The following is a 24,731-nucleotide window of genomic DNA, read 5'->3' on the forward strand; positions in this document are numbered from 1 at the left end:
GATAAAATTGCATATTACTTTACAAAAGGAAAATTTGATGAAAAAGATGATTTTTATCTCTCTTCTAGCAGCTTGCGCTCTAGCAGGCGACTTTGAAGATGGCTTGAGAGCTTATGCTGACTCAAATTTCACTGAAGCTTTGTCTAAATTTGAAGCAGGTTGCGCGGCAAATGACGCAAGATCATGCGCAAAAGCAGGTGCGATCTATCAGCTAGGCAAAACTGACGTGCCAGATAGCAACAAAGCGTTAGAGCTTTACAATAAAGCTTGCCAAGGCGGCGAAAAAGAGGGTTGCACGGCAGCTGGTGGAATTTATCTAAACAGCGATCCGCAAAAAGCAAGAGAGCTTTTTAATAAAGCTTGCGAGCAAAATGACGGCTACTCTTGCGGCATGATAGGCTCGATACTAATAGAAGCTAAGAAATTTAAAGAGGCTTACACCTTTTTAGTAAAAGGCTGCAAGCTAAGCGATAAGCTCGCTTGCGAGTTTGCAGGCGATCTGAAACGCTCAAAACAACTTTGATCTTTAGGCTTTTAAAGCCTAAATTCTCACTTTTTACAAAATCAATGGAAATTTATAAATAAATTTAAAAGTTTAGGCAAGAGGGCTCTTGCCTAGTGTTAAATCGCTCTTATTTGATCAAGCGGTTTATCTTTTATGCCCCACTGAGTCATAAAGATAAAGCCATAAATAGCAGCTGCCACGATGTAGGCTGTGTATTCGTTTGGCATAAAACCAAATTTCACGCAGATGTTTGGCACAAGAGCTAGTGGCACGACTGGGATAAGTAGCACCCTCTCCCAAATCCTAAGCTTTGTGACGTAGTAGCCTTGAAGCAAGCTTGAAAAGGCAAACATGCCTACAACCGCCATGCCAAAGACGAGCAAAATTTCAAGTGGGTTGCTCATCCAGACTATCCCTTTTGAATCAAGCGGATCGCTCGTGTTTATGCTATCAATTAGCATAAGTTTGTTGTTAAAGAAAAAGGCAAATGGTAAGATCGCCGTTCTTAGATCATAAAAAAATCCTTGAACGCCAACGGTTATTGGATTTGCCTTGGCAATGCCCGCTGCTGCATAGGCTGCGATGCCAACTGGTGGCGTATCGTCGGCTAAAATTCCAAAGTAAAAAACAAAAAGATGCACGGCGATGGCTGGGATCAAGAAGCCATTTTTATGCGCTAAAAACAAGATAACTGGCGCAACAAGACTTGAGACGACGATGTAGTTTGCTGTCGTTGGAAGCCCCATGCCAAGGATGAGCGACATAAGAGCCGTTAAAAGTAGGATCATCATGATGTTATCGCCCGCTAGAAGCTCGACTAGATCAGAAAGTACTTGACCAAGGCCAGTTAGCGAGATAGAGCCCACGATGATGCCAGCAAGAGCAGTTGCGATGGCTATTGTGGTCATGCTCTTTGCAGCTGCGACCATCGCCCAAAATATATCCTCAAAGCCAAGAAGTACATCGTTTAGCCCCACTTTTTCGCCTGAAGCTAACTTTTTAGTTGGCTCTTGAAAGATCATTATCAAAAATAAAAATCCTATCGCATTAAAAGCTGCGGCTATGGCTGACTCTTTTGCGATTAAAAGCGTATAAAGCAGGATCAAAATAGGCGTTATATAGTGAAGGCCACTTACAAAAATTTTAAATCTTGAGTGAAATTCGCTCTGATTTATGCCTTTTAGTCCAAGCTTAACGCTCTCTAAATGCACGATAAAAAATAGTGACAAATAACAAGCAAATGCTGGGATAACCGCTGCCATCATAACATTTGTATACGTCATACCTAAAAATTCAGCGATGATAAAAGCAGCCGCACCCATGATAGGTGGCATGAGCTGTCCATTTACACCAGCTGCAACCTCGATGGCTCCAGCTTTTGTGCGTGAAAGGCCAGCTTTTTTCATAAGCGGTATGGTAAATGTACCAACGGTTACGACGTTTGCTGTGGAGCTACCTGAAACCATGCCAGTTAGGCCACTTGCGATGACTGAAGCCTTAGCTGGGCCACCTCTATATTTGCCAAGAAGTGAGAAGGCTAAATTTATGAAGTATTGTCCAGCGCCTGCTCGCTCTAACAATGAACCAAAAAGAACAAAAAGGTAGATAAAACTAACGCTAACGCCGATAGGCACGCCAAAAACGCCCTCAGTCGTTAAAAACATATGACCTGCGATCTTTTCAAAGCTAGCGCCTTGGTGAGCGATGATGTCTGGCATATAAGGACCAAAGTGATCATATATCAAAAACAATATACAAATGATAGGAAGTGCTGGTCCCATGACACGCCTGCCGGCTTCAAGCAAAACAATGATCGCTAAAAACGATATGACGATATCTTGAGTGATGTAGTCCCCTGTCCTATCAGCTAACTCATAAAAATAAACCGCTGGATAAAGCACGGCAACAACGCCTACCACGCAAAAAACTAGGTCGTAAAATGGCAAACATGAGTGAGCCTTTTTATGAAAAGTGACTGGATAGAGCAAAAATACAAGCCCAACCGCAAAGGCTAGGTGCACTGAGCGTGAGATGTTAGTATTTAGCGGGAAATACGCTATATAAAGCTGAAAAACTGACCAAGAGAAGCACACAAATGCGATGAAATAGTTGTAAAAATTGCTATTTATCTCTCTTGTCTTTACTTCGACAAATTGTTCTTCGTTGTCATTAACTTCGTTCATCTTTCTCCTTTAAAATTTAAATATATAAATTTAGAAGAAATTTGCATATTTAAATTTTTATCCAGAGGCAAAAGCCTCTGGAAATAGACTATTTTAAGATACCAGCCTCTTTAAATGCAGCCTCTGCAGCTGGGTGAAGTGGAGCTGAAAGACCTTGAACGAGATCTTCTTTATTAACTGATTTTAGCGCTGGGTGAAGAGTTTTATACTCATCAAAGTTATCTAAAATAGCTTTTATCACAGCTTTTACAGCCTCATCTTTTGTATCTTTGCTAGTTACCAAAACAGCCTTTACGCCGATAGTATTTACATCGTGATCGACGCCATCATATGAGCCTTTTGGGATCACACCTTTTGCAAAGTATGGTTTTTCTTTAAGAAGATTATCGATCTCGCTGCCTTCGATGTTTAGGATATCAATAGGCAAAGATGTCGCTGCGTCAGTGATGTTTGCAGTTGGGTGACCAACGACAAAGCTATATCCGTCTATCTTTTTATCTTTTAGTGCGTGTGGGCATTCGCCAACTGTTAAAACGCCGCGGTATCCTAGTTTTGAAACGTCAAAGCCTTTTGCTTTAAAGACTTCAAGCGTGCTCACTTCGTTGCCGCTACCTGGATTTCCGACGTTGTATTTTTTACCTGCAAAAGACTGGATATCGCTTGTAAGCCCACTATCTTTTGCTACAACAAATGCAAGAAGCTCTGGATAGATAGCCACTACTGAGCGTAAATTTTCATCTTTTGCTCCATCAAATTTGCCAGTGCCGTTATATTTATCATAGACGACGTCGCTTTGAACAAAGCCAAATGTAAGCTCTTTTTTAAGGACGTTATTTACGTTATAAACTGAGCCGCCAGTTGATTGGACTGAGCATTTTACATCGGTGTTTTTGTTTGCCAAACGGCAGATCGCTCCACCTATCGGATAGTATGTGCCTGTCATGCCGCCAGTACCGATACTGATAAATTCTTTTGCTGAAAGTGTTGTTGCCAAAAGCAATCCAGCAAGTGCCAAAGAAGTAGTTTTCATCTAAAATCCTTTCAAAAAATTTAAGGCTATTTTATTCTATAAATTTAGCTTTGTATCTTTTTGATATGATATTTTTATGCCATTTTGGTAAAGTTGCAACCATTCTACACAATCAAGGCTTAAAAAAATATTTTCTTAAGAATAAATTTATATTTCTTTTACGAGCAATCTAAATTTTAAGAGCTAGAAATTCTAGCTCTAAATTTAGTCGATAAACCTCTTTGTGATATTTGCGTAGGCATCGATCCTGCGGTCACGTAAAAATGGCCAAATTCTGCGAACTTCTTCACTTCTTTTCATGTCTATCTCAACGATCTTGCATAGCTCATCTGTGCTATTTGCGCGGAAAAGCTGCTCGCCTTGTGGCCCAAAAACAAAGCTATTTCCCCAAAATTTTATCCCATCCATCATGCCGCTATCATCTTTTTCAAAGCCCACACGATTAACTGCGACCACTGGCAGGCCATTTGCCACGCTGTGACCTCTTTGCACCGCCACCCACGCTTCAAGCTGTCTTGATTTTTCATCCTCGCTATCGCCCTCAAACCAGCCAATAGCCGTTGGATAGATGAGAATTTTCGCCCCTTTTAGCGCCATGAGCCTTGCTGCCTCTGGATACCACTGATCCCAGCAGACCAAAACGCCAAGCTTGCCAAGGCTGGTTTCAATAGGCTCAAAGCCAATGTCACCAAGCGTGAAGTAAAATTTCTCGTAAAATCCAGGGTCATCAGGGATGTGCATTTTTCGGTATTTGCCAGCCACACTGCCGTCACGTTCGAAGACAAAGGCGGTGTTGTGATAAAGTCCGTCAGCCCTCTTTTCAAAGAGCGAAGTGACTAAAACTACGCCGTTTTCCTTAGCCACCCTGCCCCAAAAAGCGACATCCTCTTGCCACTCATTTGCGTGATCAAAGAAATTTGTATCCTCGCTTTGGCAAAAGTACTGCGTCTGGTGCAGCTCTTGACAGACCACGAGATCAGCGCCACCTTTTTTTGCCTCAGCTATTAGCTCAAGTGTTTTTGCGATGGTCGCTTCTTTTGTCCCTTTAAATTCTTGTTGAAGTAGTGCTACTTTCATCTCATCTCCCTTCTTTGTCGTTGTATGGGTCTAAATGCGTGGTTATCTGCCACGAAAATTCCTTAAATTTCTCTCTTATCTCAGCTTCAAGCGATTCGGCCACTTCGTGCGCATCGTAAAGCGAGATATCTTTGTCAAAAACCAAGTGCAGCGTTAAAAATATGGTATTTGCGCTCTGCCTTGTGTTTAGATAGTGAAAGTCTGAAATCCTCTGCTTTGCCTTTATCATCTTGATGATCTCAGCTGTGACCTCAGGGCTTGCTGCGTGATCTAGCAAGACACCAAGGGCGTCTTTGCCAAGACTTATGGCGCTTTGAGCGATGTAGCCACTTATCACGATACCAAAGATCGCATCTATCATCACAAATCCGCTAAATTTAATGATAAGCAGCGAGATGATGACTGCTAGGTTGCTAAAAAGGTCGATCTTATAGTGCAGCGCGTCTGCTTTTATGATAAGGTTGCCACTTTTTTTAGAAATTTGGTTTAAAAATAGCACCAAACATAACGTCACCACAACCGAAAATACCATCACACCAAGGCTTAAGCCAAGGTCTATCTCTAAATTTGGCTCACTAAATTTCTTAACGCTCTCATAAAATATATATCCAGCAGCCAGCACGATGATGACACACTCAAATAGCGCTGCTAACGCCTCTAGCTTTGTGTAGCCAAAGTTAAATCTCTCATCGGCTTGCTTTCTTGACTTTCTAAGCGCAAATAAATTTAAAAGCGAAACGATAAAATCAAGCATCGAATCAATCGCCGAACCAAGCACAGCGACTGAGCCGCTAAAAAGCCCTGCTGCAAATTTCACAAGTGCGAGCAAAAAAGCGCATGCTCCAGCTGCGATAACGGCCTTATTTTCGCTCTGCGTGCACTCCTGCTTATTTATGCTGTTAAACTCATAATCAAACGGACTTCCCAAACTTAAGCCCTCTTGTATCTATTTTGGCTTGAGCAGTGAAGCGAGCCATTTTGACGGACAAAAACTAGCGAATTTACACCGATGATCTTTCTATCTGGCAGCGCCTTGGCAAGTAAATTTAGCACCTTTTCATCGTTTTCATCATTATATGTTGGCACGATTAGCGCACCATTTATAAAGATAAAGTTTGCATAGGTGCAGCCAAGCCTTTTGCCATCATAAAATTTAGGCTTAGGTAGTGGCAGAGCAAGTAGCTTAAAGCCAGTTTTTTTAAGCTCATCTTCCATCCTTTTAAGCTCATCAAAGTGCTCATCGCTCCTATCTTCGCAGCTCGCATAAGCTATCGTATCAGGCGTGATAAAGCGCGCTAAAGTGTCGATGTGGCTATCTGTGTCATCGCCTCTTATAAAGCCATTTTCAAGCCAGATGATACGCTTTAGTCCAAATAAATTTTTTAGTTTTTCTTCGATCTGCTCTTTGTTAAGTGCTTTGTTTCTATTTTCATTTAGCAGGCATTTTGTGGTGGTTAAAAGCACGCCATCTCCGTTAAACTCGACGCTTCCGCCCTCTAGTATCATATCAACAGGCTCAAGCTTGGTTTTGTAAATTTTAGCTAGCTCTAAATTTATCGCATCATCTTTTGAACTCTTAAATTTACCGCCCCAAGCGTTAAATTTAAAGTCATAGCTCTTTACACCGTCTTTGGTGCAAACGTCGATCATACCGTAATCTCTGATCCAAGTATCATCAGTTTCAAGCTTAACAAACTCAACATTTTTAAATTTCTTAAACCTAGCGAAATTTGCCTCATCAGGGCAGATGAGCACCACCTTTTCAAAGGGTGTAACAGCAGCCACGAGCTCCTCATAGCCCGCCAAAATCTCCTCTAAATAAGGCTCCCAGTCGCTCTTACTATGTGGTAGCGATAAAAACAAAAGCTCCTGCTCTTCCCACTCTGCATACGCTCTCACGCTCTCTCCTTGTAAATTTTATAAATTCCATAAATCGTAATGATTATCCAAAAGACCTCTATCAAAAATGAACCGAGGTTAAAATGCACAAAAAGCGAGATTATAAGTAGCACTGCGCCTACTAAATTTATTATCTGATAGGCTAGATCGCGGCTATTTAGGCGGCCGATCTGAAGCAAAAAGTAGCCCATCACGATGCAAATCATCCCTAAAAAGCCGATGATCTGAAAAAGATCGATCAAATTTTATCCTTTTTGTAAGCTTAAATTTAAAGCGTGATCATATCTAATTAGTTTTAAATTTATGATTATGGGATAAAATAACTCCATTTTTCAGATTGGATTAATGTTTATGGATTTTGAGTTTATTGAGAAATTTTACCCCCTTTTTGTAAAAGCTGGGGTGCTTACGATCGAAATTGCCTTTTTGGGGATCGTCTTTTCTATTTTGATAGGCATTTTTTGCATGGCTGTGAAATTTTACAAGCTAAAATTTCTCTCAAAACTAGTTGATTGCTACGTTGAGCTTTCAAGAAACACGCCGCTTCTTATCCAGCTCTTCTTTTTATACTACGGCTTGCCAAAGCTTGGAGTGTCGATGAGCGGCTTTGCCTGTGCGGTTGCAGGGCTTAGCTTTCTTGGCGGCAGCTACATGAGCGAGAGCTTTAGGCTTGGCTTTGAGGCGGTTAGAAGGTCGCAGATAGAAGCAGGACTTAGCATCGCACTTAGTAAAAATCAGCTCCTAAGATATGTCATCTTGCCACAAGCCTTTAGTGTGGCACTGCCAAGCATCAGCGCAAACGTCATATTTTTACTAAAAGAGACAAGTATCGTTAGCATCGTAGCGCTCGCTGATCTAGTCTATGTCGCAAAGGATCTCATCGGACTTTACTACAAGACAGACGAGGCACTTTTTATGCTGGTTATTAGCTATCTTGTCATCATCTTGCCAGTCTCGCTGGCGCTTAGCTACGTCGAAAAAAGGGTGAGAAATGCAAGGAGTTAGTATATTATTTGACACGCAAAATTTACTAAGGCTGCTTGAAGGTCTTGTGGTAAGCACTGAAATTTCATTTATCTCGATCATCATCTCCGTTATCGGTGGTCTCATACTTGGCGTTTTGATGAGTATGAAAAACAAATTTATCTATCTTATTTTAAAAATTTGCCTTGAGATCGTTCGTATCATGCCTCAGATCGTCTGGCTATTTTTATTTTATTTTGGCGTTAGCAAGGCTTTTGATATCCATATCTCAGCATTTACCGCCTCACTCATCGTCTTTAGCCTTTGGGGAGTTTTTGAGATGATGGATATCGTGCGCGGCGCGATCACCTCGATACCAAAGCACCAGTTTGAGTCAGCCGCCTCGCTTGGACTTAGCAAATTTCAAATTTACTTTTATGTCATCATCCCACTTGCCACAAGAAGACTTGTGCCTGGAGCCGTAAATTTACTAAGCCGTATGATAAAAACGACCTCTATCGTCGTTCTAATCGGCGTTGTAGAGGTAGTCAAGGTCGGCCAGCAGATCATCGAGCGAAATGTATTTACAAATCCTATGGCGCCATTTTGGATATATACGCTCATATTCTTTTTATATTTTGCGATCTGCTATCCAGTCTCAAAACTATCAAAAAAACTAGAAGAAAAATGGAGCTAAAATGAGCGAAAATATCTTAGAACTTAAAAATTTAAATAAATTTTACGGAGAGCTTCACGCCTTAAAGGATATAAATTTAGAGGTTAAAAGCGGCGAAGTGGTCGTGCTTCTTGGCCCATCGGGATGTGGCAAGAGCACAACTCTTAGATGCATAAACGGCCTTGAGAGCATAGCAAGCGGCGAGATCATTATAGATGGCGAGGTGATAGATGCTAAATTTAAAGAGTGGCAAAGGATCCGCCAAAAGGTCGGTATGGTCTTTCAAAGCTACGAGCTGTTTGATCATATGAACGTCATAGACAACGTCCTTCTTGGGCCTTTGAAGGTGCAAAAAAGAGATAGGGCCGAAGCTGAAAAAACGGCTGATATGTGGCTAAGCAAGGTTGGGCTACTTGATAAGAAATTTGCCTATCCAAAGGAGCTAAGCGGCGGTCAAAAACAGCGCATAGCAATCGTTAGAAGCCTTTGTTTAAACCCTGAGATCATGCTATTTGACGAGGTTACGGCTGCGCTTGATCCTGAGATCGTTAGAGAAGTGCTCGATGTGATACTAAATTTAGCCAAAGACGGCATGACGATGCTAATAGTCACGCACGAGATGAGCTTTGCAAGAGCTGTTGCGAATAAGATCGTATTTATGGACGCTGGGGCAATCGTAGAGATCAGCGAGCCAGAGGAGTTTTTCACTAATCCAAAGAGCGATCGCGCGAAGAAATTTCTAAATTTATTCTCATTTTAGAAAAAATAAGAGATAATTTGCCTGTTTTTCAAAATGCGTTTAGAGCGAGATTTGACCGCTCTTATTTACTAAATTTTTCTAAAGGAGAAAGAGTGAGAAAATTTAAATTTTTCTTATTAGCATTAGTCGCTACCGTCTTTCTAACGGGTTGTGGTGATGACAAAGGTGCGGACAAAGCGGCCGCTTCAAATCAAGCTGACGCTATCGCAAAGATCAAAGAGCGTGGATATGTAAGGATAGGCGTTTTCAGTGACAAACCGCCATTTGGCTACGTCGATAAAGACGGCAAAAACCAAGGCTATGACATCTATTTTGCAAAACGCATCGCAAAAGACTTGCTTGGAGATGAGAGCAAGGTCAAATTTGAGCTAGTCGAGGCTGCTGGCAGGGTTGAAGTGCTCACAGCTGACAAGGTCGATATCACGCTTGCAAATTTCACAAAAACGCCTGAGCGCGCACAAGTTGTTGATTTTGCGCTTCCATATATGAAGGTCTCTCTTGGCATCGTTAGCCCAGAAGGTGCTGTGATAAAGAGCGTTGATGAGCTAAAAGATAAGACACTAATCGTCAATAAAGGCACAACCGCAGACGCATTTTTTACGAAAAATTACCCAGATATCAAGCTTTTAAAATACGATCAAAACACCGAAACTTTTGCAGCTTTGGTTGATAAAAGGGGTGCAGCTCTAGCGCATGATAATGCCCTACTTTTTGCCTGGGCGAAAGAGACTCCTGGCTTTGTAGTAGGCGTTGAAGCACTTGGCGACGTGGATGTGATAGCTCCAGCTGTCAAAAAAGGCAACAAAGCCTTGCTTGATTGGCTAAATAACGAGATCATCGAGCTTGGAAAAGAAAATTTCTTCCACAAAGACTATGACGCAACGCTAAAACCGATATATGGTGACAGCGTCAATCCTGAATCTCTAGTCGTCGAAGGCGGCAAACTATAAAAATTTAATGGCGTAATCTTTACGCCATCTCTCTTTTTTAAATTTAACAAATATATTTGCAAGTTTTACGGCAAGCGACATCACTTTAAAATCCATGACGGTAGTTTTGTAATCTCAATGCTAAGCTATTCTATAATGTTTCTAAATTTTTGCCAGCAGGTAAGACTACTTTAAAATCCATAATGAAATAGTTTTGCATACCTGAACGCTAAGCGAGCAAGGTAAGCTAGTAATGAACTTTTTTTGAAAAACGCCGATACCGATAGGCTATTTGTTGATTTTAAATTCTATATATTTAATAAATTTAATACTACGAAGCATGTATGCAGAGAAAAAATCATCAAACGCTTGAGAAAGATAGGTCTTTTTGAATATTTAAATAAAATTTTAAAAAGCATTTTGGAGTAAATTTAACCCAAAATGCTTTTTGTAAGCTACATTAAGCTCTTTAGTAAATTTGTCACTTTTTGCTCGATCTCTTCTAAAAATTCTTTGCTTTTAGCTTCAAATCTAGTGACGATAACTGGCGTTGTATTTGATGCACGCACCAGCGCCCAGCCATTTTCAAACTGAATTCTTATGCCATCAATGTCGATGATATTTTTTATCTTTGGCAGGTCGCAGCCTTCGTTTTTCACGCACTCTTTTAGCTTAGCAACTATCTTAAATTTAGCCTCATCAGTCGTCTTTATCTTGATCTCATCGGTGCTAAAGACAAGCGGCATCTTATCAAGCTCGCCGTCAAGATCAAAGCCCTTATGAACTAGCTCAAGCACCCTCATCATCGCATAAAGCGCATCGTCAAAGCCAAAATATCGCTCTTTAAAGAAGATATGACCGCTCACTTCTGCTGCAAGATCTACGTTTAGCTCTTTCATCATTTTTTTGATGTTGCTATGCCCAGTCTTACCCATGAAAACTTCGCCGATCTTGGCGATCTCATCATACATATTTTGTGAGCATTTAACCTCGCCAAGCACCTTTGGATGTTTCATATTTAGCGCATAAAGATATGCTAATTCATCGCCTTTTATATCTCTTTTTGGAGTTATAACCGCTATCCTGTCGCCATCTCCGTCAAAGCCAAATCCAAGGTCAAATTCCTTCTTTTCGATGAGCGAAAATATCTCTTTTAAATTCTCTTTTTCGCTTGGATCTGGGTGGTGATTTGGGAAATTTCCGTCTGGATCTTCATATAAAATTTTCGCATTTAGCCCAAGCGCCTTGACGATAGGCACCAAGCTCACGCCAACAGCGCCATTTGCGCAGTCGATAACAAAAGGCTTTTTGAAATTTTTTAGCTCACTAAATTCTTTTACAAAAAACTCAACGTATTTTTCTAAGATATTAAATTTCTCACAGCTCTCATCGTCTGCTATTTGCTCACCAGAGGCGATTATCTCATTCACCTTATCTTTTAAAATTTGCAGATCTTTGCCAAAAAAACTATCCTTTTTGATAGTGATCTTAAAGCCGTTATAGTCTTTTGGATTGTGAGAGCCCGTGATCATGATGTTTGCATCGAAATAGTCAGCATAAACGCTAAAGTAGCCAACAGGAGTTGGTAGCAAGCCGATATTGTAAATTTTAAAGCCGCCGGCCTTGTTTAGACCGCTTAGCAGATACCTAAAAAGCGTGCTAGCACTTAGTCTTGCATCAAAACCAACGCTTAAAGTTTTCACGCCAAATTCGTTAAATTTCTTACCCAAAGCAAGTCCTATAGCCTTGACGCTGTCCTCTGTCAAGTCTTTTTCAAAAATGCCACGGATGTCGTATTCTCTAAAAATTTCATCATATTTCATTGTAAATTCTCCCTAAAAGAATGCAAAAATGATACAAGAATAAATTTAAAAAGGAGTAAATAATTTTATAAATTTAGCGAGGTTAAATTTAAATATAAATTCGAGCTAGAAAAGGCTCTAGCTCGAAAAGGGCTGCTACATCATGCCGCCCATGCCACCCATTCCGCCCATGTCAGGCATTGCAGGCATTGCTTTTTCTTCTTTTATCTCGCTGATAGTTGCCTCAGTCGTTAGTAGCAAGCTAGCCACGCTAACAGCGTTTTGTAGAGCAACTCTCTCAACTTTAACTGGATCGATGATGCCAGCTTCAAACATATTTACATATTCGCCAGTTGCAGCGTTAAAGCCAAAATTTGCATCTTTGCTTGTCTCAACTGCGTTCGCGACTACGCCTGCGTCAAAGCCAGCGTTCTCAGCGATTTGGCGAAGTGGAGCACGAAGCGCTCTTCTAACGATCTCAGCACCGATTGCCTCATCGCCTTGTAAATTTAAATTTACGCTCTTTGAAGCGAGGATAAGAGCTGAACCGCCACCTACTACGATGCCCTCTTCAACAGCTGCACGAGTAGCGCTTAGAGCGTCATCTACGCGGTCTTTTTTCTCTTTCATCTCAGTCTCAGTCGCAGCACCTACTTTGATAACTGCCACGCCGCCGCTTAGTTTTGCAAGGCGCTCTTGAAGTTTTTCTTTGTCATAGTCGCTTGTAGTCTCGGCGATTTGCGCTTTGATCTGAGTTATTCTAGCGTCTATTGCTGACTTCTCGCCTGCACCATTTACGATAGTTGTGTTATCTTTGTCGATAACTACGCTTGAAGCTTGTCCAAGGTCGTTTATAGTGGCACTCTCAAGTGTTCTGCCTAGCTCTTCGCTGATAACTTCGCCACCTGTTAGGATAGCGATATCTTCAAGCATAGCTTTTCTTCTGTCACCAAAACCAGGAGCTTTTACAGCTGAGATGTTTAGCACGCCACGAAGTTTATTTACAACAAGCGTTGCAAGTGCCTCGCCCTCAATATCTTCAGCGATGATTAGAAGTGGTTTGCCACTCTTTTGTACTTGCTCAAGCACTGGAAGCAGGTCTTTTAAATTTGTGATCTTCTTGTCAAATAGTAATATGAATGGATTGCTTAGCTCAACTTGCATCTTTTCAGGGTTTGTGATGAAGTATGGGCTTAGATATCCGCGGTCAAACTGCATACCCTCAACAACGCTTAGCTCATCTTGGATAGACTTTGCCTCTTCTACTGTTATGACACCATCTTTGCCGACTTTCTCCATCGCATCAGCGATAAGTTTGCCGATGCTCTCGTCTGAGTTTGCAGAGATAGTAGCGATCTGAGCGATCTCTTTTGAGCCAGAAACTTTTTTAGAGATGTTTTTTAGTGCATCTATAAGAGCTGCTACTTCTTTATCCATACCACGTTTTACTTCGATAGGATTTGCGCCAGCAGTTACGTTTCTAAGACCCTCTTTAAATATCGCGTGAGCTAGCACAGTCGCTGTTGTAGTGCCGTCACCTGCTTGGTCATTTGTCTTGCTAGCTACTTCTCTAACTAGGCTTGCGCCCATGTTCTCGATAGTATCTTTTAGCTCAACCTCTTTAGCCACGCTAACGCCATCTTTTGTGATGTTTGGAGCGCCAAAGCTCTTTTGGATAAGGACATTTCTGCCTCTTGGTCCCATTGTCACTTTTACAGCGTCATTTAGTTTTTTTACGCCCTCGTATAGGCGATTTCTTGCATCATCAGAGTAAAAAATTTCTTTTGCCATTGTCTTTCCTTTTTAAATTATTTAATCACGCCTAAAATGTCGTCGATGTTTAAAACAAGATATGTCTTATCATCTAAATTTACCTCAGTGCCAGCGTATTTAGCAAATACTACTTTTTCGCCAACTTTTACGCCCTCAGCTTCAGCACCAACTGCTTTTACCTCGCCGCTTAAAGGTTTTTCTTTTGCGTTATCAGGTATAATTATGCCCGAAGCTGTCGTCTTTGTCTCTTCTACGCGTTCGACTAGGACACGCTTGCCTAATGGTTGAAAGTTCATTGTTCATCCTTTTAGTTTAATTGTCTTTTTTAGCACTCTTTATTTTTGAGTGATGAAATGCTAGCATTTTTTTCTGAAAAAGTCAATAATTTATAGTGAATTTTATTAAAAACTTTAGTCTAAGTGACTAAAGTTTTATGATATGTAAAACTAATATAAAGGAATTTTATGAAAAAAGTAGCTTACATAGTTGGCGCGCTTGTGCTCATAGTAGCTTGCATCTTTGGCTTTATCTTTAGCTCTTTTGGCAATAAATTTATAGCCAGTAAAATAGAAAAAGAGGCACTCGCTCGCGGTATTGATGTCAAATTTAAAGACTTTAGCCTAGGTTTTAGCACCTTAAATTTAGAGGCGACCGTGATGAACGCCATAAATTTAAAGGCAAATGGCGAGTTCTCCTTGCTTGCTCAAAGTATGAGCTTAAACATAGATATAAATGCCGACAAGGCAAAGTCTAGCGAGCTTGGGCTAAAAAAGGACGTCGCTCTTAAAGCAAACGTGGCTGGTAAATTTAGTGACTTCAAGCTAACGGCAACTGGCACGGCGCTTGGCTCAAATATAAATTTAAACGCAAATTTAAAAGACTACCTGCCAAAAGCTCTAAATCTTGACGCTAAAAACATCGAGCTTTCTGAGATATCAGCTCTTGCCAAAAAGCCAAATTTAGCTAGCGGCAAGCTTGATCTAACGAGCAATATGCAAGGAGTTGATGAGAAAAATGAGCCCATCATAAATGCTCAAATTTTAGCAAGCGACGCGGCGATAAACAAAGAAATTCTTAAAAATGAATTTGGGCTAAATTTAGCAAAAGATATAAGCTTTAAAGGCGGCGTAAATGCTAAATTTGCAAATGAAAAAGTGAGCGCAAAAACCCTTATCATCGCACCTGAAGCCACTTTAAAAGCAAACGAGACGACTTATGATCTAAGTAGCAAAAATTTAAAGAGCGACTTTTCGCTAAATGTGCCTGATCTTGCCCTTTTTGGCAAGCTCTTGGGCGAGCAACTAAGTGGCGCTGTGGATGCAAACGGCGAAATTACAATGCAAGAAAATGCCCTTAAAAACCTAAAAGCTGAGATAAACGGCCTTGGCGGCAAGATAAATGTAAATTTTGATAGCAAAAACTTAACCTTAAATGCGGCTAACATAAAGCTAAAAGAGCTTCTAGCGCTTGCTTTGCAGCCTAGCTACGCAGACGGGCAGATAAATTTAAATGCAAATTTTAGCGGCTTTGACGAGCTAAAAAAGCTTGCAGGCGAGGCTAAATTTGAGATAAAAAACGGCCTTATAAATAATGGTCTTGCAAAGCTTAAAAATGCGGCGAAATTTGAGCTAAAAGGCGGCGCCACCGCAAAAGGTGAGCTTGTAAATTTTGACGCAAACGTGCTTAGCGACCTTGGCGAGCTAAAGGATGTAAAGGGCGTTTTTGACCTAAAAAACAGCCAAATTTTTAGCAAATTTGCCCTGTTTATTAGCGATCCTGAGAAATTTAAAGCGGTTAGTGGCTTTGAGGTGGGCTCAAAGATGGCGCTTGCGGGCGATGTGAAGGTTAAAGAGAGCAAGATAGATGAGCTAAATTTAGGCGGCGATGCCTTTGCTGGCAAGCTAAACGCCACCATAAAAAATGAAAATCTTGATCTTAGCCTAAAAGATGCGCAGTTAGGAGAGGTCTTGGCACTTAGCGGCAACGACAGGCTGGCAAACGCTAAGGCAAATGTCCAAGCAAAGGGGCAAAATATCTTTAGCAAAAGTCCAAGCGTCTCCGCAACGATCGCTTTAAATGATGGTAAATTTAACGCCGCAGCACTTAGCAAAATGCTTGATAAAAAATTCCCTGAAAACGAGAAATTTAGCTCAAATTTGAGCCTAGACTATAAAGGCGAAATGGCAAAATTTAGCTGCGACTTTCTTAGCTCGTTAGCTGATATAAAGGGCATAGATGGCAGCTTTGACGTGGGCAAAAGCACGCTAAACCTAAAGCTTCAAGCGGTAGTTTCAGAGCTAAATAAGCTTGCATTTTTAGCTGGCCGCGAGCTTCACGGTAAATTTGCAGCCCTCGTAACAGCAAATGGTAAAGTGGATGATCTAAGCGTAAAAGCCACTTCAGATGATCTATTTAAGGGCAAACTAGAGGCGAACTACAAAGGCGGCGCGCTTGATGCAGTGCTAAAAAACTTCGAGGTCAAGGGGCTAACGCAGACTTTGGGGCTAGATCATCTATATGACGGCAACGGCGATGCTAAATTTGACTACGACACAAAGCAAAAGCTCGGTAAATTTGACATCTTGCTAAAAGAGGGTCACCTAGCCAGCACAAATCTCACAAACAACATCCAAATATTTACCGGCAAGGACATAACAAAAGAAATTTACAAAGACGGCAAAATTTACGGCGATATAAAGGGCGACAACGTCGTCTTTAACGTAAATTTAAGCTCACCAAAGAGCGATATAAAGGTTGCAAATGGCACTTATAATATCGCGACAAAAATGCTTAACGCGCCGCTTGTTTGCAGGCTAGAAAAGACCGATCTAAACGTGCAAATCTCAGGCACTACAGACAAGCTAAAATACGATGTCAGGTCGCAATATCTTGAAAATAAGGTCAAAAAAGAGATAGGTAGATTTTTAGACAAAAAGCTTGGCAAAGATGATGACGCAAGCGGCGAAAAACAAAATTTAAAGGGGCTTTTAAAAGGGCTATTTTAGATGAAAAAGGCGGAAAATTTAAAGTATCTAATGGGGCTTGGGCACTTTTGTAGCGACATAAACCAAAGTGCGCTTGGTGCGATGCTGCCCTTTTTCATCGCGAGCTACCACTACGACTACGCCACAGCTGCCTCGCTCGTGACCGCCACAAATTTAGCAAGCTCGCTCATCCAGCCACTTATCGGCCGCTTAAGCGACAAAAAAGAGCTGCCCTACATCATCCCGCTTGGACTGCTACTTGCAGGTGGGGGCATGAGCCTCACTGGCTTTATCACAAACTACTATCTTATTTTACTCTGCGTGATGATAAGTGGTATCGGCGCCGCGCTCTTTCACCCAAGCGCTGCAAGGATCGTAAACTACGCCTCAAATGCCAAAAATAGAGCCAAAAGCATAAGCATATTTTCATTTGGAGGCAACGCAGGCTTTGCCGTTGGGCCTATTTTGGTCGCTGTTTTTGTGGGAAATTTTGGCCTAAGAGGGACGCTAGTCTTCATCATACCTCAAATTTTTTTAACACTTTTATACCTTAAAAAGGGCAAATTTATAAAAGCGCTAGAAGACAATCACAAAAAGCAAATTTCACAAAAAACAAGCGCTCTAAAAGACGATATGGGCGCATTTTTAAGGCTTTGTCTGTGTATATTTTCACGCTCTATCGTCGCATTTGGCTTTGCGGCATTTTTTAGCATCTACCTCATCAAAATTTTTGGCCTTAGCAAAGAGGCTGCAAATGTAAATTTAAGTATGTTTTTTGCTGCAGGTGCGATCTCTACGCTATTTGGCGGAGCTCTAGCTGATAGATACGGCCTAGTTAGGCTCATCAAAATAAGCCTAAGCATCGCCGCGCCGCTAGTCGTGCTGATGCTCTTTATCGACAGCTACGCGCTATTTCTCGCGGCCTCCATCTGCGTGAGTGCCTGCATTAGCCTATCTTTTAGCCCCTCAATCGCCCTTGCACAGCTTTATCTGCCAAATCAAATCGGCCTAGCCTCTGGCGTAACGCTTGGACTTAGCATCACTATCGGCGGTATATTCGCAACGGTCATCGGCAAGATCGCTGACATCTTTAGCCTAACGCACTCGTTTTACTTTATCGCCGCAGTTTCGCTTATCTGCGCCGTTTCTAGCTATTTTTTAAAGCCGGTCAGCAAGATATAAATTTATAAAAATAGCTTGCTGACAGCGTATAGCAACGAAAGACACAGTCAAATTTCTCACCCATAGCGCTGATTTTGTAAATTTTACTTTTTGGGCTTTAAATTTGCTTGGTAGATGAAATTTGATACGAGCTGAAATTTAGGCAAAAACTTGCCAAAGAGAGGAAATTTTTGCTTCAATACAAGGTGACAAGACTAAATTTGAAGATATAAAAGAGCCGAACCATGGCTTTTGGCGGCAGTATTTTGCAGTAATTTTTATTTTAAAATTTAACAACCAAGCATCAAGACAAAGTATCTTGTGATGATTTTAAATGCTATGAAGAAATTTTCGACCGAAGATAGAACACATAGTTCATCGAGGGAGAAAATTTCTAGTTCATTTAAAAGCTCGCAAGAGACGAGCCTTTTTATAACTTTCTCATCTTTGCTATTTCGTCACGTAACGCCGCCGCCTTCTCAAACTCCAGCTGTGCCGCAGCTTCAAGCATCTGCTTTCTTAGCTCTTTTACTATCGCGGCTCGCTCGCTAGCTGGCATTTTTTCCAGATTTGCGCCTTTTCTTAAAATCTCCGTACCGTCCTCGACGTGCAGACTTTCTTCGATATTTCTACTTGCGGAGTGCGGCGTTATGCCGTGAGCTTTGTTGTACTCATCTTGAAATTTACGCCTAGCAGTCGTCGTATCGATCGCCTCTTTCATAGATTTTGTTATCTTTTTGGCAAACATTAGCACCTTGCCATTTACGTTTCTAGCCGCTCGCCCCATCGTCTGTATAAGGCTCGTTGTAGAGCGCAAAAAGCCCTCTTTATCAGCGTCCATGATCGCTATTAGGCTCACTTCAGGCAGGTCAAGCCCCTCACGGAGCAAATTTATGCCTATTAGCATGTCAAACTCACCACTTCTAAGCCCTCTAATGATCTCATTTCGCTCGATCGCGTCGATGTCTGAGTGCATATACTTGACCTTGACGCCAAGCTCGATGTAGTAGCGGCTTAGCTCCTCAGCCATCTTTTTAGTTAGCACTGTAACTAGCACACGCTCACCTCTTGCAATGACCGCCTTCGCCTCGTCAAATAGCGCCTCTACTTGATTGTCACTATCTTTTATCTCGATGATCGGATCAAGTAGCCCCGTAGGTCGCAAAATTTGCTCATAGACGTGCCCCTGGCTGATACCAAGCTCGTATTCGTTTGGCGTTGCTGAGACAAAGAGAAATTTAGCCTTTTTGCTTATAAACTCGTCAAATTTAAGCGGCCTGTTATCAAGCGCTGACGGCAAGCGAAATCCATACTCCACAAGCACCTCTTTACGGCTCCTGTCACCCGCATACATACCCCTAAACTGCGGCAAACTCACGTGGCTCTCATCGACGATAACCAGATAGTCCTCACCACTTATCTCAAAGTAGTCAAACATCGAGTACGGCGTCTCTCCAGCCTTTTGACCAGTTAGGTGGCGCGCGTAGTTTTCGATACCTTTACACATGCCCGTACTCGCCATCATCTCAAGGTCAAACTCCACTCTCTGCTTTAGTCTCTGCGCCTCAACTAGCTTGCCCTGCTCGTTAAATTCTTTCAAGCGCACATCAAGCTCCTCTTCGATCTCTTTCATAGCGATCTTTAGCCTATCAGCGCCCACGATAAACTGGCTGGTCGGGTAGAGGATAAATTTTTTCAGGTCGTGTCTTTTTTTGTTTTCCAGCACGTCCAGGCTATACATCGTCTCGATCTCGTCGCCGAAAAACTCGATCCTAAACGCCTCGTCGTTAAAATATGCGGGATATACGTCCACCACGTCGCCGTTTACGCGAAAGTCGCCTCGGTCGAAATAAACGTCGTTTCGCTTGTATCCCATATCCACTAGCTTTTGCAGTAGCGTGCGCTGGTTGATTTTATCGCCGACGTTTAGGTATGCGACCATGCCTTTATACTCGCTTGGATTACCAAGGCCGTAGTTTGCAGAGACTGAAGCCACACAGACGACGTCATCAAAGCTTAGCAAGCTAGCAGTTGCACTTAGACGCAGGCGCTCAAGCTCATCATTTACCGAGCTATCCTTTTCTATATATAGGTCGCTTCGTGGGATGTAGGCCTCTGGCTGATAGTAGTCGTAGTAGCTTATGAAGTACTCCACGTGGTTTTTTGGGAAAAAGCCCTTAAATTCGCTGTAAAGCTGAGCGGCAAGGGATTTATTGTGCGTCATGATGAGCGTTGGCATATTTAGCTCACGTATGACATTTGCCATGGTGAAGGTCTTGCCAGATCCTGTGACGCCTAGAAGTGTTTGATATTTGTTGCCTGATTTTATGCTTTTTACTATCTCTTTTATAGCTCTTGCTTGGTCGCTGCTTGGGCTAAATTTAGATGAAATTTCAAATTTACTCATTGATCGCCTTTAAATTTGGGCGAATTTTATAGCAAAGATAGTGCTTTGTCAAATGAGAATTTTAAAAAGAATTTAGCCTCTGCGTGTTAGAATACGGCATTAATTATTATTTTAAAGGAACCTTTATGTTTGAAGATAATGCGATCTTAACCACACTAAGCGATAAAGTAAATGACCTCATCACAAAATACGATGAAGTTTGCAGAGTAAATGAAGAGCTACGTAATGAGATCGTAACATTAAAAGCACAAAATGAGGCAAAAACCAACCAGATCATGCGCCTAGAAGAGGACCTAGATAAGAAAAATAGCGAAGCCGATGACGTAATGAAAAAAATCGAAGCTGTCCTTGGTAGATAAGCTAGGCATTTTTGGCATAAAAAATGAAACAGATCACGCTCACCGTATCATCTCGCGACTACACGATAACGCTTGATGATGATTTTGCTGAAATTTTTGAGCGCGACTGGCAGAAATTTATGGGTGGAAAGAAATTTATCGAGCCTCGTGAGCTTATAAACGCCTTTGTCGAAAAGAGCTACGAGAGCTACACAAATTTGCGCGTCGTAAAGGACGTCACAAAAGAGATAGAAGAGATACTAAAACCGGAAAATAAATGAAAAAAAGAGCTTTTACACTAATAGAAATTATATTTGTCATCGTCATACTTGGCGTCTTAAGCGCTATTGCTATACCAAAGCTTTTCTTCACTAGAAGCGACGCCATAGTCGCAAATGCAAAAACGCAAATCGCTGCCATAAAAAGCGGCATCTCACTAAAATACAACGATAGTGTCCTAAAAGGCACTCCAGCATATCCAGACGCGCTTGATGATGGAAATAAACTTTTCAACAAAGTAATAAGCGTAAATATCGCAGACAGCGGCACAAAAAACGGCTGGCACAAAACTGGAGCAACCACTTATACCTTCAAACTAGACGGACAAACAGCAAATTTCACTTATGACAAAACCACTGGCGAATTTGACTGCCAAAGTAACGACGGACTTTGCAGCGCCCTTGAGTGATGAGATACTACGAGGTCGTATTTAGCGGGGTAAATTTAGCTGCGCTCACATATAAAAGCGAGCTAGATATTGCGCCATTTCGCGCCGTCACTGCAAAGCTTAGGGGTAAAGCCATAGTTGGCTTTATACTGCGCGAAGTGGATGAGCCAAGCTTTAAAACAAGCTTTATTGATGAAATTTTACCCATTAAGCTAAACGACATCCAAGCAACTTTAGCCAAATTTATCGCCTACTACTACACCTGCGAGCTTGGCGTTGCTATAAATTTATTTGAGCCACAAAGCCTTATAGATGATGAAATTTATAGTGGCGCAACCGACTTTAAAGCGCCAAATTTAAGCCAAAAGCAGCTTGAAGCACTAAATTTCATAAACGCACGAAAAAGCTCGCTCATCTTTGGCGACACGGGAAGTGGCAAAAGTGAAATTTATATAGCTAAGATAAGAGAAATTTTAAACGCAGGCGGCCAAGCGCTATTTTTGATGCCTGAAATTTCACTGACACCGCAGATGCAAAAGCGCTTAGAGAGCTTCTTCGGTGAGGCTGTGGCAGTGTGGCACTCAAAGATCACGCCAAAGAAAAAAGAGCAAATTTTAAAGGATATTAAAAGTGGCAAGGCAAGACTAATAGCAGGAGCTAGGTCTGCCATATTTTTGCCACTTGAGCGACTAAAACTCATCATCATCGACGAAGAGCACGACGATAGCTACAAAAACACAGGCTCAAAGCCCCACTACAACGCAAGAGACCTAGCGCTTTACCTAACTAGCAAATTTGACCTGCAAGTGATACTTGGAAGCGCCACGCCAAGCCTCACTAGCTTTTACAAGCAAGAATGTTTTCGCCTAAAGGGGACATATTTTGAGTCGCAAAAGAGCTATATATTTGACGAGAGTGAGACTGGCATAAGCGAAATTTTAAAAGAGCAGATCGCAAAGACGCTTGAAAACAAAAAGCAAGCCGTCATCTGCCTGCCAACAAGGGCAAATTTCAAGTATCTTGTCTGCAAAAACTGCGGTGAGACGGTAAAGTGTCCATTTTGTAGCATCGGCATGAGCTACTATAAAAAACAAAACGTGCTAAAGTGCCAATACTGCGAGCACAAAATGGCCGTGCCAAAGAGCTGCCACCAGTGCGGCAGCGAGATGATAGAGGCTAAAAAGATCGGCACGAGCGAGCTACTTGAGCGACTGCAAGCCGAGTTTGCAAACGCTAGGATCGCTAAATTTGATAGAGACGAGATCACGACGCAAAACAAGCTCGTAAAGGCTCTGAAGGAATTTAACGACGGCAAGATAGACATCCTGCTTGGCACGCAGATGCTAAGCAAGGGGCATGATTATCACAACGTCGAACTTGCCGTCATCATGGGCTTTGACGAGCTTTTAAATTTTCCTGATTACAGAGCTAGAGAACGCACACTTGCCCTTGCTATGCAAGTAGCCGGAAGAGCCGGCAGAAACGGAGCTGGCAGGGTCATCATCCAAAGCAAGCAAAGGGAGTTTTTCGAAAGCTTCATTAGCGACTACGACGCATTTTTAAAGGATGAGATACCTTTTAGAGAAGCTCTTTATCCGCCATTTACTAGGCTACTTCGCGTGGTCGTTTCGCATAAAGATGAGAGCACGGCAAAGGGTGTAATGAACGAATTTGTGCAAAAGCTGGAGCCACTAAAAGGCGATGAGCTCGAGATCGTTGGATATGGCAAGTGCCAGGCTGAGTATCTTGTGGGTAAATTTAGATATGAAATTCTGCTTCGCTCAAACTCGCACACCATGCTTTTAAAAGCTGCAAACCTCTGCAAAAGCGAACTTAGTGACATCGATATAGATCCGGTAAATTTTAGCTAGAAGACGATTTAACACAAGCAAATTTTAAATTTGCAAATTTGCTTCGTAGCGTATAAATATCAGACAAATTTTAAAATTTCATGAACGAGTAATTTCGGCTCTAAAATTTGAGCTAAGCGGTAAGCAAAGCCAAATTTTAGTAGTCAATTCTTGCGAGTGAGTGGAATTTTAAAATTTACAAAATGGATTTTTAAAATTTAAAGCTTTATTTCTTTGTTAAAAAAAAAAGGGGGGGGGAAGAGGCTTGAATTACGGTCTGCTTGCAGTTGCAAGCTCGCGAAGCAAAGAAGCTCCCTTCCCCATTAACAATCCCCCCCAACCCCGACGACGTTAGAAGTACATGCTTCAGTGCTAAAGCACTGCATGTGATTAAAAATTAAGACTAATTTTATTTATCAACCAAATAAGGGTCAAATAAATTTTAAAATTTCATGAACGACTAATTTCGGCTCTAAAATTTGAGCAAAGCGGTAAGCAAAGCCAAATTTTAGTAGTCAATTCTTAAAAGTGAATGGAATTTTAAATTTGCATTTACGATGTAGGAGCTTAAATTGCAAACTGCCTGTATTTAAAAACTTTATTAATTTTTCAAGCCTTTTAAAAGCCATTTTTTCTTATAATCCCCAATAAAATTTAAAGGCAAAATTTTGCAACGATACCCGACAAAACAGATAAAAATTCGCGATGTTTTAATAGGCGGTGACGCACCGATCTCCGTGCAGTCGATGACATTTTCAAAGACAAAGGACGTAAAAGGCACGCTTGAGCAGATACAAAGGCTATACTTTGCAGGCTGTGACATCGTGCGCTGCGCAGTTTTTGACAAAGAGGACGCCAGCGCGCTAAAGCAGATCGTCGCCAGCTCACCCATCCCAGTCGTTGCAGACATACATTTTAACCACACCTACGCACTCATCGTTAGCGAATTTGTCGATGCTATCCGCATAAATCCAGGCAACATAGGCTCCGCTAAGAACATAAAAGCAGTCGTTGATGCCTGCAAACAGCGAAATCTGCCTATCCGCATAGGCGTAAATTCTGGCTCGCTTGAAAAGCAGTTTGAGGACCGCTACGGCCGCACGGTGGAGGCTATGGTGGAGAGTGCCTTATACAACATCAAGCTTCTTGAGGATTTTGACTTTACAGACATTAAAATTTCACTTAAATCAAGCGACGTTGAGCGCACCATGCAAGCTTATAGAGCGCTTCGTCCAAAGACAAACTACCCATTTCATCTAGGCGTAACAGAGGCAGGTACGACATTTCACGCGACTATCAAGTCCGCGATCGCACTTGGCGGGTTACTACTTGAGGGCATAGGCGATACGATGAGAGTTAGCATCACAGGCGAGCTTGAAGAGGAGATCAAAGTCGCAAAGGCGATCTTAAAAGATAGCGGCCGCCAAAAAGAGGGGCTAAACATCATCTCATGCCCAACTTGTGGGCGTTTGCAAGCTGATCTCATGGCAGCAGTAAAGCTCGTAGAAGAAAAGACAAAAGGGATAAAAGAGCCACTAAACGTCTCAGTGATGGGCTGTGTGGTAAATGCTATCGGCGAGGCAAAAGGTGCGGACGTCGCCATAGCATTTGGTAAAGGTAATGGCATGATCATGCGACACGGCGAAGTGGTTGCTAGACTGCCTGAGAGCGAGCTTGTGGATAGATTTTTACAAGAGATCGACGACGAGATAAAGAGCAGAGGATAA

General features: G+C 41.8%; 22 protein-coding genes. 12 read left to right on the forward strand and 10 right to left on the reverse strand.

The features are described from left to right. Nucleotides 1-37: 37 nt before the first annotated feature. Nucleotides 38-523: a tetratricopeptide repeat protein gene (locus F3G76_RS01325; protein WP_149705707.1), complete on the forward strand. Its 486-nt coding sequence runs from the start codon at nucleotides 38-40 to the stop codon at nucleotides 521-523. Between the two features lie 98 nt (nucleotides 524-621). Here F3G76_RS01325 and F3G76_RS01330 read toward each other — a convergent pair whose 3' ends face one another. From F3G76_RS01330 to F3G76_RS01355, 6 genes are all read right to left on the reverse strand, one after another. Further along, nucleotides 622-2,688 (reverse strand): TRAP transporter permease, encoded by a 2,067-nt coding sequence (locus tag F3G76_RS01330; RefSeq protein WP_149705708.1) that lies wholly within the window; start codon nucleotides 2,686-2,688, stop codon nucleotides 622-624. 88 nt (nucleotides 2,689-2,776) lie between these two features. Next, entirely contained in the window at nucleotides 2,777-3,718 is a 942-nt protein-coding gene (locus F3G76_RS01335) for a TAXI family TRAP transporter solute-binding subunit (protein WP_021085228.1), read from the reverse strand. Nucleotides 3,719-3,922: 204 nt separating this feature from the next. Continuing rightward, complete coding sequence (locus F3G76_RS01340) at nucleotides 3,923-4,795, reverse strand: carbon-nitrogen hydrolase (protein ID WP_149705709.1); 873 nt, start codon at nucleotides 4,793-4,795, stop codon at nucleotides 3,923-3,925. A gap of 1 nt (nucleotide 4,796) precedes the next feature. After that, nucleotides 4,797-5,723: a cation diffusion facilitator family transporter gene (locus F3G76_RS01345; RefSeq protein WP_149705710.1), complete on the reverse strand. Its 927-nt coding sequence runs from the start codon at nucleotides 5,721-5,723 to the stop codon at nucleotides 4,797-4,799. 2 nt (nucleotides 5,724-5,725) lie between these two features. After that, nucleotides 5,726-6,694, reverse strand: coding sequence for an agmatine deiminase family protein (locus F3G76_RS01350; protein ID WP_149705711.1), 969 nt, complete (start codon nucleotides 6,692-6,694; stop codon nucleotides 5,726-5,728). Next, complete coding sequence (locus F3G76_RS01355; RefSeq protein WP_009293649.1) at nucleotides 6,691-6,936, reverse strand: CBU_0592 family membrane protein; 246 nt, start codon at nucleotides 6,934-6,936, stop codon at nucleotides 6,691-6,693. The genes F3G76_RS01350 and F3G76_RS01355 overlap by 4 nt, the downstream gene beginning before the upstream one ends. Before the next feature lie 109 nt (nucleotides 6,937-7,045). Here F3G76_RS01355 and F3G76_RS01360 point away from each other — a divergent pair, with 109 nt between their 5' ends. From F3G76_RS01360 to F3G76_RS01375, 4 genes are all read left to right on the forward strand, one after another. Continuing rightward, entirely contained in the window at nucleotides 7,046-7,699 is a 654-nt protein-coding gene (locus F3G76_RS01360; RefSeq protein ID WP_021085233.1) for an amino acid ABC transporter permease, read from the forward strand. Next, a complete protein-coding gene (locus F3G76_RS01365) occupies nucleotides 7,686-8,354 on the forward strand; it encodes an amino acid ABC transporter permease (protein WP_103605260.1) in 669 nt (222 codons plus the stop codon). The genes F3G76_RS01360 and F3G76_RS01365 overlap by 14 nt, the downstream gene beginning before the upstream one ends. A gap of 1 nt (nucleotide 8,355) precedes the next feature. After that, entirely contained in the window at nucleotides 8,356-9,093 is a 738-nt protein-coding gene (locus tag F3G76_RS01370) for an amino acid ABC transporter ATP-binding protein (RefSeq protein WP_149705712.1), read from the forward strand. 92 nt (nucleotides 9,094-9,185) lie between these two features. Next, entirely contained in the window at nucleotides 9,186-10,043 is an 858-nt protein-coding gene (locus F3G76_RS01375) for a cysteine ABC transporter substrate-binding protein (RefSeq protein ID WP_149705713.1), read from the forward strand. 434 nt (nucleotides 10,044-10,477) lie between these two features. On the opposite strand, the gene F3G76_RS01380 is transcribed toward F3G76_RS01375, so the two are convergent. The 3 genes from F3G76_RS01380 to groES form a co-directional block, all read right to left on the reverse strand. After that, nucleotides 10,478-11,845 carry a phosphomannomutase/phosphoglucomutase gene (locus F3G76_RS01380; protein WP_103636919.1) on the reverse strand — a complete coding sequence of 456 codons (1,368 nt, stop codon included), beginning with the start codon at nucleotides 11,843-11,845 and terminating at the stop codon, nucleotides 10,478-10,480. A gap of 135 nt (nucleotides 11,846-11,980) precedes the next feature. Beyond that, on the reverse strand, nucleotides 11,981-13,615 hold the full coding sequence (groL, locus tag F3G76_RS01385; protein ID WP_002940160.1) for a chaperonin GroEL: 1,635 nt from the start codon (nucleotides 13,613-13,615) through the stop codon (nucleotides 11,981-11,983). Between the two features lie 17 nt (nucleotides 13,616-13,632). Next, nucleotides 13,633-13,893, reverse strand: a complete 261-nt coding sequence (gene groES / locus F3G76_RS01390; protein WP_009293641.1) for a co-chaperone GroES — start codon at nucleotides 13,891-13,893, stop codon at nucleotides 13,633-13,635. 168 nt (nucleotides 13,894-14,061) lie between these two features. On the opposite strand from groES, the gene F3G76_RS01395 reads away from it, so the two are divergent. Then, nucleotides 14,062-16,602: a translocation/assembly module TamB domain-containing protein gene (locus F3G76_RS01395; protein WP_149705714.1), complete on the forward strand. Its 2,541-nt coding sequence runs from the start codon at nucleotides 14,062-14,064 to the stop codon at nucleotides 16,600-16,602. Next, nucleotides 16,603-17,763 carry an MFS transporter gene (locus F3G76_RS01400; RefSeq protein WP_149705715.1) on the forward strand — a complete coding sequence of 387 codons (1,161 nt, stop codon included), beginning with the start codon at nucleotides 16,603-16,605 and terminating at the stop codon, nucleotides 17,761-17,763. A 409-nt stretch (nucleotides 17,764-18,172) separates the two neighbouring features. Here F3G76_RS01400 and uvrB read toward each other — a convergent pair whose 3' ends face one another. After that, entirely contained in the window at nucleotides 18,173-20,149 is a 1,977-nt protein-coding gene (gene uvrB / locus F3G76_RS01405) for an excinuclease ABC subunit UvrB (RefSeq protein WP_149705716.1), read from the reverse strand. Between the two features lie 125 nt (nucleotides 20,150-20,274). Here uvrB and F3G76_RS01410 point away from each other — a divergent pair, with 125 nt between their 5' ends. The 5 genes from F3G76_RS01410 to ispG all read left to right on the forward strand — a co-directional run bounded on the left by F3G76_RS01410 (nucleotide 20,275) and on the right by ispG (nucleotide 24,731). Further along, nucleotides 20,275-20,508, forward strand: a complete 234-nt coding sequence (locus tag F3G76_RS01410) for a hypothetical protein (RefSeq protein WP_002940382.1) — start codon at nucleotides 20,275-20,277, stop codon at nucleotides 20,506-20,508. Between the two features lie 23 nt (nucleotides 20,509-20,531). Continuing rightward, on the forward strand, nucleotides 20,532-20,768 hold the full coding sequence (locus F3G76_RS01415) for a hypothetical protein (protein ID WP_012001557.1): 237 nt from the start codon (nucleotides 20,532-20,534) through the stop codon (nucleotides 20,766-20,768). Next, a complete protein-coding gene (locus F3G76_RS01420) occupies nucleotides 20,765-21,175 on the forward strand; it encodes a type II secretion system protein (protein WP_149705717.1) in 411 nt (136 codons plus the stop codon). Before F3G76_RS01415 ends, F3G76_RS01420 begins: the two co-directional genes overlap by 4 nt. Continuing rightward, the gene (locus tag F3G76_RS01425) at nucleotides 21,175-23,025 is read left to right on the forward strand and encodes a primosomal protein N' (RefSeq protein WP_149705718.1); all 1,851 of its coding nucleotides are present in this window, start codon (nucleotides 21,175-21,177) and stop codon (nucleotides 23,023-23,025) included. Before F3G76_RS01420 ends, F3G76_RS01425 begins: the two co-directional genes overlap by 1 nt. 647 nt (nucleotides 23,026-23,672) lie before the next feature. Then, nucleotides 23,673-24,731: a flavodoxin-dependent (E)-4-hydroxy-3-methylbut-2-enyl-diphosphate synthase gene (ispG, locus tag F3G76_RS01430; protein ID WP_103645169.1), complete on the forward strand. Its 1,059-nt coding sequence runs from the start codon at nucleotides 23,673-23,675 to the stop codon at nucleotides 24,729-24,731.

It is taken from the genome of Campylobacter concisus (assembly GCF_902460575.1).
GTDB lineage: Bacteria > Campylobacterota > Campylobacteria > Campylobacterales > Campylobacteraceae > Campylobacter_A > Campylobacter_A concisus_AW.